This is a genomic window from Vibrio sp. M260121, assembly GCF_036533715.1.
Classification (GTDB): domain Bacteria; phylum Pseudomonadota; class Gammaproteobacteria; order Enterobacterales; family Vibrionaceae; genus Vibrio.
Map to the genome: position 1 here is coordinate 1 of NZ_JATABF010000068.1, position 12,731 is coordinate 12,731.

Here is a 12,731-nt window from a genome sequence, read left to right on the forward strand (position 1 = left end):
GTTCGGGGTTCGGGGTTCGGGGTTCGGGGTTCGGGGTTCGGGGTTCATTTTGTCTTTTTAGGAACAAGTCCTGTCAACGCCCTCTTAATCAAAATAATTTTCACGACTCTCACACCTCTCGGTTCCTCAAGCGAAGCGCTCTCGAATCTTGGAGCGCAGCGTTCTAAGCCCTGCTCGCAAAAACAAAAAAGGCACCCGAGGGTGCCTTTTCTTTTAAGCTCTTAACGATTACTCGTCAGAAGAGAAGCCTGCGTTTAGAAGTGCAGCTAGGTTATCTGTTGCTTGTTCAGCAGATGGACCTTCTTGCGCTTCAGCACGTTTAGCTTGACGATCTTGGTGGTATGCGAAACCAGTACCAGCTGGGATCAGACGACCAACAATTACGTTCTCTTTCAGACCACGTAGGTCATCACGCTTACCAGAAACCGCAGCTTCTGTTAGTACGCGAGTTGTCTCCTGGAACGATGCCGCAGAGATGAACGACTCAGTCGCTAGAGATGCCTTAGTAATACCTAGTAGCTCACGCTCGAAACGTGCAGGCTCTTTGCCTTCAGCTTCTAGGTTACGGTTAGCAATCTTAACTTGTGAGTATTCAACTTGCTCGCCAGGTAGGAACTCAGAGTCACCTGCGTGAGTAATTGTACACTTACGTAGCATCTGACGAACGATAGTCTCGATGTGCTTATCGTTAATCTTAACGCCTTGTAGACGGTAAACTTCTTGTACTTCGTTAGCAATGTACTGAGTTACAGCGTGTACGCCACGTAGACGTAGGATATCATGTGGAGACTCTGGACCATCTGCGATCACATCACCACGTTCAACACGCTCACCTTCAAATACGTTCAACTGACGATGCTTAGGAATCATCTCTTCGTAAGCGTCACCGCCGTCACGAGTGATTACTAGACGACGTTTACCTTTCGTCTCTTTACCGAAGCTCACAGTACCTGTGTGCTCAGCAAGAATCGCAGGCTCTTTAGGCTTACGAGCTTCGAATAGGTCAGCTACGCGTGGTAGACCACCGGTGATATCTTTGTTACCGCCAGACTTCTGAGGGATACGTGAAAGTGTATCACCCACACCTACTTCCGCGCCGTCTTCGATGTTTACAATCGCTTTACCAGGTAGGAAGTAGTGAGCTGGCATTTCAGTACCAGGGATCATTACATCGTTACCTTGCTCATCAACAAGTTTGATAGCTGGACGCATATCTTTACCTGCTGCTGGACGAGCTGCTGGGTCAGTTACTTCGCTTGAAGATAGACCTGTTAGGTCATCTGTTTGACGAGAAACTGTAACACCGTCGATCATGTCTACGAACTGGATGCGACCTGCCACTTCAGTGATGATTGGCATGGTGTGCGCTTCCCAGTTAGCAACAACTTCACCAGCTGTTACTGCATCGTTGTCGCCTTTGCTTAGCATCGAACCGTAAGGAAGTTTGTGCTTCTCTTTAGTACGACCGAATTCATCAATGATAGTTAGCTCAGATGCACGAGACGTGATTACTAGCTTCTTATCTTTGTTGATTACGAACTTAGCGTTGTGCAGTTTAACTGTACCAGTTGTCTTAGCTTGGATGCTGTTCTCTGCTGCTGCAGTAGATGCCGCACCACCGATGTGGAACGTACGCATCGTTAGCTGTGTACCCGGTTCACCGATAGACTGAGCAGCGATTACACCAACTGCTTCACCTTGGTTCACTAGGTGACCACGTGCTAGGTCACGACCGTAACACTGTGCACAACAACCGAAGTCAGAATCACAAGTAACTACAGAGCGCACTTTCATGCTGTCTACTGAGTTCTCTTCCATGATCTGACACCACTTCTCATCAATGAGAGTGTTACGTGGGATCAGAACATCTTCTGTACCTGGTTTAAGAACGTCTTCAGCTACTACACGACCTAGAGCTAGCTCAGTTAGTGCAACTTTAACATCACCACCCTCGATGTGAGGCATCATGTCAACACCCTCGTGAGTGCCACAGTCATGTTCAGTTACAACAACGTCTTGAGCAACGTCTACGAGACGACGAGTTAGGTAACCCGAGTTCGCTGTTTTCAGTGCCGTATCCGCAAGACCCTTACGAGCACCGTGCGTTGAGATAAAGTACTGAAGTACGTTTAGACCTTCTTTAAAGTTCGCAGTGATCGGCGTTTCGATGATCGAACCATCCGGACGAGCCATCAGACCACGCATACCCGCTAGCTGACGAATCTGAGCTGCAGAACCACGAGCACCCGAGTCAGCCATCATGTAGATGCTGTTAAACGATTCTTGTTGCTCTTCTTCACCGTCACGGTTAACTACCGTTTCAGATGAAAGGTTTGCCATCATCGCTTTCGCTACGCGATCGTTGGTCGATGCCCAGATATCGATAACTTTGTTGTATCGTTCGCCTGCAGTAACAAGACCAGATTGGTATTGTTCCTGGATTTCACGTACTTCTTCTTCCGCTTCTGCGATTTCAGTGTACTTAGCTGGCGGTACAACCATATCGTCGATACCAACAGATACACCAGATAGTGCCGCGTATGCGAAACCTGTGTACATGATTTGGTCAGCGAAGATTACAGTGTCTTTCAGACCTAGTTTACGGTACGCCTCGTTTAGTAGGTTAGAGATTTGCTTCTTACCTAGCTTTTGGTTAACGATGCTGTACGGTAGACCAGCTGGCACGATTTGCCATAGCATTGCACGACCGATAGTTGTATCAACCATCTTAGTCTCTGTTGTGCTGTTGCCGTCTTCGTCTACAACTGTTTCTGTAATACGTACTTTAACGCGTGCGTGAAGTTCAGCTTGCTTAGTGCGGTATGCTTTCTCAGCCTCTGCTGGGCCAGAAAGGTACATGCCTTCACCTTTCACGTTGATCTTGTCACGAGTCATGTAGTACAGACCCAATACAACGTCCTGAGAAGGTACGATGATCGGATCACCTGACGCTGGCGACAGAATGTTGTTTGTCGACATCATCAGTGTACGAGCTTCAAGCTGTGCCTCTAGAGTTAGAGGTACGTGAACCGCCATTTGGTCACCATCGAAGTCCGCGTTGTACGCCGCACACACTAGTGGGTGTAGCTGAATCGCTTTACCTTCGATTAGTACTGGTTCGAACGCCTGGATACCTAGACGGTGAAGTGTAGGTGCACGGTTCAATAGTACTGGGTGTTCACGGATTACTTCGTCTAGGATATCCCAAACTACCGCTTCTTCACGCTCTACCATCTTCTTAGCAGCTTTGATTGTAGTCGCAAGACCACGAGTCTCTAGCTTGCTGTAGATAAATGGTTTGAATAGCTCAAGTGCCATCTTCTTAGGAAGACCACACTGGTGTAGACGAAGGTATGGACCTACTGTGATTACAGAACGGCCAGAGTAGTCTACACGTTTACCTAGAAGGTTCTGACGGAAACGACCTTGTTTACCCTTGATCATATCAGCAAGAGATTTAAGAGGACGCTTGTTAGAACCTGTGATCGCACGACCACGACGACCGTTATCTAGTAGCGCATCAACAGACTCTTGCAGCATACGTTTTTCGTTACGTACGATGATGTCCGGAGCTGCTAGCTCTAGAAGACGCTTCAAACGGTTGTTACGGTTGATCACACGACGGTATAGGTCGTTCAGATCTGAAGTCGCAAAACGACCGCCATCTAGTGGTACTAGAGGACGTAGATCTGGCGGAAGAACTGGAAGTACAGTCAGGATCATCCACTCTGGGTTGTTACCAGATTGAATAAACGCTTCTACCAGTTTCAGGCGCTTAGTGACTTTCTTACGCTTAGTTTCAGAGTTAGTTGTTTCTAGCTCTTCGCGCATTTGTTCAGCTTCAGCGTGCATATCCATAGAACCTAGTAGGTCCTTGATAGCTTCTGCACCCATCTTAGCTGTGAACTCATCACCCCACTCTTCTAGACGATCCAGATACTCTTCTTCAGTAAGCATCTGAGATTTTTCTAGATCAGTCATACCTGGTTCAGTTACTACGTACATTTCGAAGTAAAGAACACGCTCGATATCACGTAGTGGGATATCCATTAGTAGACCGATACGAGACGGTAGCGATTTTAGGAACCAGATGTGAGCTACTGGTGATGCTAGCTCGATGTGGCCCATACGGTCACGACGAACTTTAGTTTGTGTAACTTCTACACCACACTTCTCACAGATAACACCACGGTGCTTCAGGCGCTTGTATTTACCACAAAGACATTCGTAGTCTTTAACTGGACCAAAGATACGCGCACAGAAAAGACCATCGCGCTCAGGTTTGAACGTACGATAGTTGATCGTTTCAGGTTTTTTAACTTCACCGAAAGACCATGAACGGATCATGTCCGGAGAAGATAGACCGATTTTGATAGCATCAAATTCTTCGGTCTTATGCTGTGCTTTTAGAAAGTTTAATAAGTCTTTCACAATCAGCTCCTGTAAGGAGTTAAAAGGAGCTCACTCGCTAAAGTGAGCACCTTCTACCAAATAATCGCTTTTTGGTTCTCTCAACCTTGGTCAAGAGAAAAGAGATTACTCTTCGTCTTCTAGCTCGATGTTGATACCTAGCGAGCGAATCTCTTTCAACAGTACGTTGAACGATTCTGGCATACCAGGTTCCATGCTGTGGTTACCGTCTACGATGTTTTTGTACATCTTAGTACGGCCGTTAACGTCATCCGACTTAACCGTTAGCATTTCTTGTAGAGTGTAAGCAGCACCGTATGCTTCTAGTGCCCATACTTCCATCTCACCGAAACGCTGACCACCGAACTGAGCTTTACCACCAAGTGGTTGCTGAGTTACTAGGCTGTACGAACCAGTTGAACGAGCGTGCATCTTGTCATCAACAAGGTGGTTCAGTTTCAGCATGTACATGTAACCTACAGTTACAGGACGCTCAAACTGGTCACCCGTGCGACCATCAAACAGTTTTAGCTGACCAGATTCAGGTAGGTCTGCTAGTTTCAGTAGCGCTTTAATAGACGCTTCTGGTGCACCGTCAAATACTGGAGTCGCGATTGGTAGACCGCCACGTAGGTTCTTGATCAGAGTACGAACTTCGTCATCAGATAGAGAAGCAATGTCTACTTTCTGGCGAGTTTCGCCTAGATCGTAAACTTTTTGTAGGAACTCGCGGAATTTCGCTAGTTCTTGCTGCTCTTTAATCATCTGGTTGATCTTGTCACCGATACCTTTCGCTGCCAGACCTAAGTGTACTTCTAGGATCTGACCGATGTTCATACGCGAAGGTACACCCAGTGGGTTAAGTACGATGTCTACAGGCTGACCTTTCTCATCGTATGGCATGTCTTCAACAGGGTTGATCTTAGAGATTACACCCTTGTTACCGTGACGACCCGCCATCTTATCACCAGGCTGGATGCGACGTTTAACCGCTAGGTAAACCTTAACGATCTTCAGTACGCCAGGTGCTAGATCATCACCTTGAGTGATCTTGCGACGCTTAGTTTCGAATTTCTTATCGAAGTCAGCTTTTAGCTCGTCCCACTGCTCAGCAAGTTGCTCAAGCTGTGATTGTAGTGCATCGTCTTCTAGCGTTAGTTCTAGCCACTTCTTACGATCAGTCGTGTCTAGTTTCGCTTCAGAGTAACCACCATCGATCAGTACAGCTTTAACGCGGTTTAGAAGGCCACCCTCAAGAATCTGGAATTCTTCAGTTAGGTCTTTCTTCGCTTCTTTAAGCTGCATTTGTTCGATTTCAAGCGCACGCTTGTCTTTCTCTACGCCATCGCGAGTGAAGACTTGAACGTCGATAATCGTACCTGATACAGAGTTAGGTACACGTAGTGAAGTATCTTTAACGTCAGATGCTTTTTCACCGAAGATTGCACGTAGTAGCTTCTCTTCAGGCGTTAGCTGAGTTTCACCTTTAGGTGTTACTTTACCAACTAGGATGTCGCCACCCTTAACTTCAGCACCGATGTAAACGATACCCGACTCGTCTAGTTTAGACAGAGCAGATTCACCTACGTTTGGAATATCAGCTGTGATCTCTTCAGAACCAAGCTTAGTATCACGCGCCACACAAGTAAGTTCTTGGATGTGGATAGTCGTGAAACGGTCTTCTTGAACTACGCGCTCAGATACTAAGATCGAGTCTTCGAAGTTGTAACCGTTCCAAGGCATGAACGCGATACGCATGTTTTGACCAAGCGCTAGTTCACCAAGGTCTGTTGAAGGACCATCAGCAAGAACGTCACCGCGTGATACAGGTTCACCTGGCATCACACATGGGCGCTGGTTAATACATGTGTTCTGGTTAGAACGTGTGTATTTAGTCAGGTTGTAGATGTCGATACCAGCTTCGCCTGGTACTAGCTCTTCTTCGTTCACTTTAACAACAATACGAGAAGCATCTACTGACTGGATTACACCACCACGTTTAGCAACTGCAGTTACACCTGAGTCAACTGCTACGTTACGTTCAATACCAGTACCAACAAGCGGTTTGTCAGCTTTCAGTGTTGGAACTGCCTGACGTTGCATGTTCGCACCCATCAATGCACGGTTCGCATCATCGTGTTCTAGGAACGGGATAAGCGATGCAGCGATAGATACAACCTGGTTTGTCGCAACGTCCATGTACTGAGCGTGCTCACGAGGGTGTAGACCAGATTCACCTTTTTGACGAGCTGTGATCAGCTCATCTGCAAAACCGCCTTCTTCAGTTAGCGCAGCGTTAGCCTGTGCGATAACGAATTGGCCTTCTTCGATTGCAGATAGGTAATCTACTTCGTCTGTAACAACACCATCTACAACGCGACGGTATGGTGTCTCTAGGAAACCGTACTCGTTACAACGCGCGAACGCAGATAGAGAGTTGATCAGACCGATGTTTGGACCTTCCGGCGTTTCGATAGGACATAGACGACCGTAGTGAGTTACGTGTACGTCACGTACTTCGAAGCCAGCACGTTCACGAGTTAGACCGCCAGGACCCAATGCAGAAATACGACGCTTGTGCGTTACTTCTGATAGCGGGTTGTTTTGGTCCATGAACTGTGAAAGCTGTGAAGAACCAAAGAATTCTTTAACAGCTGCAGAGATTGGTTTCGCGTTGATCAGGTCTTGAGGCATGATTGCGTCAAGATCGCCTAGGCTTAGACGCTCTTTAACTGCACGCTCAACACGTACTAGACCTACACGGAACTGGTTCTCAGCCATTTCGCCTACAGAACGGATACGACGGTTGCCAAGGTGGTCGATATCGTCCACTTCGCCTTTACCGTTACGGATCGCGATAAGCTTCTTCATCACTTCAACGATGTCTAGCTCGTCAAGTGTGCCTTGCTCTTGAGCATCTTCACGGCCGATAGAGCTGTTGAACTTCATACGACCAACAGTCGATAGATCGTAACGCTCTTCAGAGAAGAATAGGCTTTCGAATAGTGCTTCTGCAGCTTCTTTTGTTGGTGGCTCACCAGGGCGCATCATGCGGTAGATTTCTACCAATGCAGAAATACGATCAACAGTGCTGTCGATACGTAGTGTTTCTGACATGAATGGACCGTGGTCTAGATCGTTGGTGAACAACGTTTCTAGTGATTTGTGACCAGCCTGAGATAGGTTCGCTAGAGCTTCCAGGCTGATTTCCTGGTTAGCGTTAACAATGATCTCGCCTGTTGCTTCGTTGACGTAATCTTTCGATGCAACTTTACCAACGATGTACTCAACTGGTACTTCGATATGATCAACGCCATCTTTCTCTAGTTGGCGGATATGACGAGCTGTTACACGACGACCTTGCTCAACGTAAGTTTTACCGTTCGCTTCGATGTCGAATGACGCAGTTTCACCACGTAGACGATCAGGAACCAACTCCATTAGTAGAGTTTGGTCTTTCACTTCGAAGTTCACTTTTTCGAAGAAGATATCTAGGATTTCTTCTGACGTTTTACCAAGTGCACGAAGGATGATCGAAGCTGGTAGCTTACGACGACGGTCAATACGTACGTATAAGTTATCCTTAGGATCGAACTCAAAGTCTAACCATGAGCCACGGTAAGGAATTACACGTGCGTTGTATAGAACTTTACCTGAAGAGTGGGTCTTACCCTTATCGCTGTCGAAGAACACGCCTGGGCTTCGGTGCAGCTGGGATACGATAACCCTCTCGGTACCGTTAATTACGAAGGTACCATTGTCTGTCATAAGCGGAATTTCGCCCATGTAGACTTCTTGTTCTTTAATGTCTTTTACAGTACCTGCTGGCGCGTCTTTATCAAAGATAACTAGGCGTAGTTTTACACGTAGTGGCTTTGAGTAAGTTACACCGCGGATTTGACATTCTTTAACGTCAAAAACTGGCTCACCAAGACGGTAGCTAACGTATTGCAGCTCAGAATTGCCGTTGTAGCTCTGAATTGGAAATACAGAACGGAAAGCAGCTTCAAGACCGTATTGACCTTCAGGATCCTGTTCGATGAATTTGTCGAACGAATCGAGCTGGATCGATAGCAGGTATGGAATGTCCAAAACTTGTGGACGAGTACCAAAGTCCTTACGGATGCGCTTTTTCTCGGTATAAGAGTAAACCATGGGGTTCCTCAGCTCGCTGATAAGTGACCCAAACCGTCCGCCCGCACCTAGTTACTTAAGGGGGGTAAGGGACAGTGACTAAATAGCTGTTTACTGTAGTGACATCTCATTGCGTAGGAATGAAATGTTTTTTGCATGGACATGAGACGCTTAAACAGCGGGAAAATTCGCTCATGCCCTACAGCGCAAAAAGGCCGGTGGTTAAAAAACCACCAGCCATTAGCCGTTAGGCTATGAAATTAAGTAATAATTACTTAACTTCAACAGAAGCGCCTGCTTCTTCTAGCTGAGCTTTAAGAGCTTCAGCTTCAGCTTTCTCAACGCCTTCTTTTAGAGGTGCTGGAGCGCCGTCTACAAGAGCTTTAGCTTCTTTAAGACCTAGGCCAGTTGCGCCACGTACTGCTTTGATAACAGCAACTTTGTTGCCGCCAGCTGCAGTTAGGATTACGTCAAATTCAGTTTGCTCAGCTGCAGCTTCGCCGCCTGCTGCGCCACCTGCAACTACTGCAGCAGCAGCAGATACACCGAATTTCTCTTCCATAGCTTCGATTAGTTCAACAACTTGCATTACAGACATTTCTGCAACTGCGTCTAGGATTTGCTCGTTAGTAATAGACATAACAATTCTCTTTTAAGTCAACAATAAGTTTATTTTGCAACCAGTAAAAAGCAAGGCTTAAGCCGCTGCTTCTTCTTTTTGATCGCGGATAGCAGCGATAGTACGTACCAGCTTGCCAGCAGAAGCTTCTTTCATGCACATCATTAGGCGTGCGATTGCTTCGTCGTAAGTTGGTAGTGTTGCTAGTACTTCAGCGTCAGTTAAAGCGCCTTCAAATGCAGCAGCTTTGATCTCGAAGTCTTTGTTCTCTTTAGCGAAGTCTTTGAAAAGACGCGCTGCAGCACCTGGGTGCTCGTTAGAGAATGCGATTAGAGTAGGACCAGTGAAAGTGTCAGTTAGACACTCGTACTCAGTACCTTCTACCGCACGACGAGCAAGAGTGTTACGAACAACTCTCATGTAAACGCCAGCTTCACGAGCTTGTTTACGTAGAGAAGTCATCGCGCCAACTTGAACGCCACGAGAATCAGCTACAACTGCAGAAAGTGCACCACTGGCAGCTTCGTTGACTTCAGCAACAATTGCTTTTTTGTCTTGAAGGTTTAAAGCCATCTTGGATTTACTCCTGGTTGTCGTTACACCACTCACTATCATCACGACAGTGAGAGCTATTTAGGTGCTTCCCAGAAGAAAGTTAACTATTTACATAGAGCTTTCTGTCAGTTCGGGCACCATCTACGTAGGATAATTAAGTTTGTTTTTACACAAACACCTACGGTCTTGGACGGAGACTGGGTCTTAATTCATTTCGAACTAGGATACAGTTCAAAGAACCAATGTTCAGCCCCAACCACAAATATTAGGCGCAAAATTATACACAAATTTTGCGCCTAAGCAAATAAATTATGCTTGAGTGTTCAGGCTAGCCTGATCAACAGCAACACCAGCACCCATAGTAGTAGAGATGCTTACTTTCTTCAGGAAAGTACCTTTCGCTGAAGATGGCTTAGCTTTCTTCAGAGCAACTAGAAGAGCTTCTAGGTTCTCTTTGATCTGCTCAGCAGAGAAGTTTGCTTTACCGATAGTAGTGTGGATGATGCCGTTTTTGTCGTTACGGTAACGAACCTGACCAGCTTTAGCGTTTTTAACTGCTTCAGCAACGTTAGGAGTTACAGTACCAACTTTAGGGTTTGGCATAAGACCGCGAGGACCTAGGATAGTACCTAGTTGACCTACAACGCGCATTGCATCTGGAGAAGCAACAACTACGTCAAAGTTCATTTCGCCTTTCTTAACTTGCTCAGCAAGATCTTCCATACCTACGATGTCTGCGCCAGCTTCTTTAGCTGCTTCAGCGTTTGCACCTTGAGTGAACACTGCTACGCGGATGTCGCGGCCAGTACCGTGAGGTAGTACAGTTGCACCACGTACGTTCTGGTCAGATTTACGAGCATCGATGCCTAGGTTAACAGCAACGTCTACAGACTCAACAAATTTAGCAGTAGCTAGTTCTTGAAGAAGAGCAACAGCTTCGTTGATTTCGTATTCTTTAGTTACGTCAACTTTTTCGCGGATTACGCGCATGCGCTTAGTTAGTTTTGCCATCTTATTAACCCTCTACCACTAGGCCCATTGAACGAGCAGTACCAGCGATAGAACGCTTCATCGCTTCGATGTCAGCACCAGTCATATCAGCAGCTTTAGTTTCTGCGATTTCTTGGATTTGAGCGTCAGTTACAGTGCCCACTTTTTCAGTGTTTGGACGACCAGAACCAGACTTAACGCCGGCAGCTTTCTTAAGAAGAACAGCAGCAGGTGGAGTCTTAGTTACGAACGTGAAAGAACGGTCGCTGTATACTGTAATAACTACTGGAGTTGGTAGACCTTTCTCAATAGATTCTGTTTTTGCGTTGAACGCTTTACAGAATTCCATGATGTTAACACCGTGTTGACCTAGTGCAGGACCAACTGGTGGACTTGGGTTCGCCATACCAGCTGCAACTTGTAGCTTGATGTAAGCTTCAACTTTCTTAGCCATGATAATTCCTAAGTTTGGGTACAAACGCTAATCACCGATCAGCTCCCCGTTTATGAAAAAACTCTTTACTTCACCAGAAGTAAAAAGGCGCGAAATTATAGTCATAATTCGCGCCTTAGACAACCCTTAAAAAGGCGTTTTTTTAATCAAGTTTTTCAACTTGACCAAATTCAAGCTCAACTGGTGTTGCACGACCAAAGATCGATACAGACACTTTCAGGCGGCTCTTCTCGTAATCCACTTCTTCAACAGTACCATTGAAGTCAGCAAATGGACCTTCGTTAACACGTACCACTTCACCCGCTTCGTACATTGTACGAGGACGAGGAGACTCACTCGCTTTCTCGAGACGGTTAAGAATCGCGTCAGCTTCTTTATCTGTGATAGGTGCTGGACGGTCTGAGGTACCACCAATGAAGCCCATGACACGCGGCACACTGCGTACTAGGTGCCATGATTCATCGTTCATAATCATCTGAACAAGGACGTAGCCTGGGAAAAACTTACGTTCAGATTTACGACGCTGACCCGCGCGCATTTCCACTACTTCTTCAGTAGGAACTAGTACTTCACCGAATAGCTCTTCCATAGCGTGCATTTTGATATGCTCACGTAGAGACTGAGCTACACGACCTTCAAATCCAGAGAAGGCTTGAACTACATACCAGCGTTTTTTTGGAGCTTCACTCATGAATCACTACCCTCTATACCCCAGTTGCTAGAGCAACTAAACGAACCATGATGCCGTCAATTCCCCATAGCACTAGAGCCATTACAATACTTACAGCTAAAACAATCAGTGTCGTTTGCATGGTTTCTTGGCGTGTAGGCCAAACAACCTTACGAACTTCCATACGAGATTCTTTTGCAAAACTGATCGCTGCTTTACCTTTAGTCGTTGTCGCAGCAACGCCTAGGGCAGCTGCAATAAGAACAACAACGCCTGCAGCACGAACAACTACAGACATTTCACCATACAGGTAATTACCCACAACAGCGGCCGCTGCCAATACGAAAGCGGCAATCCACTTAAACGTATCTGCTGCGTTTGAGCTATCAGGAGTTTCAGCATTATTTGCTTTCATAAACCAACCTGTCACAAGTCTTAATATAGACGACAATAACCCCGCTGTTGCAGGGCAAACTCCATATCGCTGATAAAATCAGCGTTACTCTCTTAAGATTAAGCCTCTCCGCTTAATCTTGCTCTACTCTCAACCAAATTTTGAACAAGAAAACAGCTAAAATAATATTGAGTGCAGAAAAAGGGCATCAAATGATGCCCTTTTTGATACTGGTTCGTCAAATCTAATTCAAGATTTTCCGAAGACATTCGTTTAATTCGTTAAGAATTAGTCGAAGATCTTAGCAACAACACCAGCACCTACAGTACGGCCACCTTCACGGATAGCGAAACGTAGGCCTTCATCCATAGCGATAGGAGCGATTAGCTCAACTTGCATTTGGATGTTGTCGCCTGGCATTACCATTTCTACGCCTTCTGGTAGAGAGATGTCACCAGTTACGTCAGTTGTACGGAAGTAGAACTGTGGACGGTAGCCTTTGAAG

8 protein-coding genes and 1 pseudogene are annotated in these 12,731 nt (G+C 46.2%); all 9 read right to left on the reverse strand.

Annotation, left to right across the window (positions count from 1 at the left end):
- Nucleotides 1-228 precede the first annotated feature (228 nt).
- Nucleotides 229-4,431 (reverse strand): DNA-directed RNA polymerase subunit beta', encoded by a 4,203-nt coding sequence (gene rpoC, locus QTO06_RS24020; RefSeq protein ID WP_331410129.1) that lies wholly within the window; start codon nt 4,429-4,431, stop codon nt 229-231.
- 105 nt (nt 4,432-4,536) lie between these two features.
- Complete coding sequence (gene rpoB, locus QTO06_RS24025) at nt 4,537-8,565, reverse strand: DNA-directed RNA polymerase subunit beta (protein ID WP_331410130.1); 4,029 nt, start codon at nt 8,563-8,565, stop codon at nt 4,537-4,539.
- Nucleotides 8,566-8,815: 250 nt separating this feature from the next.
- Nucleotides 8,816-9,184, reverse strand: a complete 369-nt coding sequence (gene rplL / locus QTO06_RS24030) for a 50S ribosomal protein L7/L12 (protein WP_009705465.1) — start codon at nt 9,182-9,184, stop codon at nt 8,816-8,818.
- 57 nt (nt 9,185-9,241) lie between these two features.
- Nucleotides 9,242-9,736 carry a 50S ribosomal protein L10 gene (gene rplJ / locus QTO06_RS24035; protein WP_005440560.1) on the reverse strand — a complete coding sequence of 165 codons (495 nt, stop codon included), beginning with the start codon at nt 9,734-9,736 and terminating at the stop codon, nt 9,242-9,244.
- A 291-nt stretch (nt 9,737-10,027) separates the two neighbouring features.
- Nucleotides 10,028-10,729, reverse strand: coding sequence for a 50S ribosomal protein L1 (gene rplA / locus QTO06_RS24040; protein WP_005489780.1), 702 nt, complete (start codon nt 10,727-10,729; stop codon nt 10,028-10,030).
- Between the two features lie 4 nt (nt 10,730-10,733).
- Entirely contained in the window at nt 10,734-11,162 is a 429-nt protein-coding gene (gene rplK, locus QTO06_RS24045) for a 50S ribosomal protein L11 (protein WP_005384682.1), read from the reverse strand.
- A 142-nt stretch (nt 11,163-11,304) separates the two neighbouring features.
- Nucleotides 11,305-11,853 carry a transcription termination/antitermination protein NusG gene (gene nusG, locus QTO06_RS24050; protein WP_005440551.1) on the reverse strand — a complete coding sequence of 183 codons (549 nt, stop codon included), beginning with the start codon at nt 11,851-11,853 and terminating at the stop codon, nt 11,305-11,307.
- 13 nt (nt 11,854-11,866) lie between these two features.
- Nucleotides 11,867-12,247 (reverse strand): preprotein translocase subunit SecE, encoded by a 381-nt coding sequence (gene secE / locus QTO06_RS24055; protein WP_005440549.1) that lies wholly within the window; start codon nt 12,245-12,247, stop codon nt 11,867-11,869.
- 267 nt (nt 12,248-12,514) lie between these two features.
- Nucleotides 12,515-12,731 (reverse strand): annotated as a pseudogene (locus QTO06_RS24060) (elongation factor Tu); the annotation flags it as partial.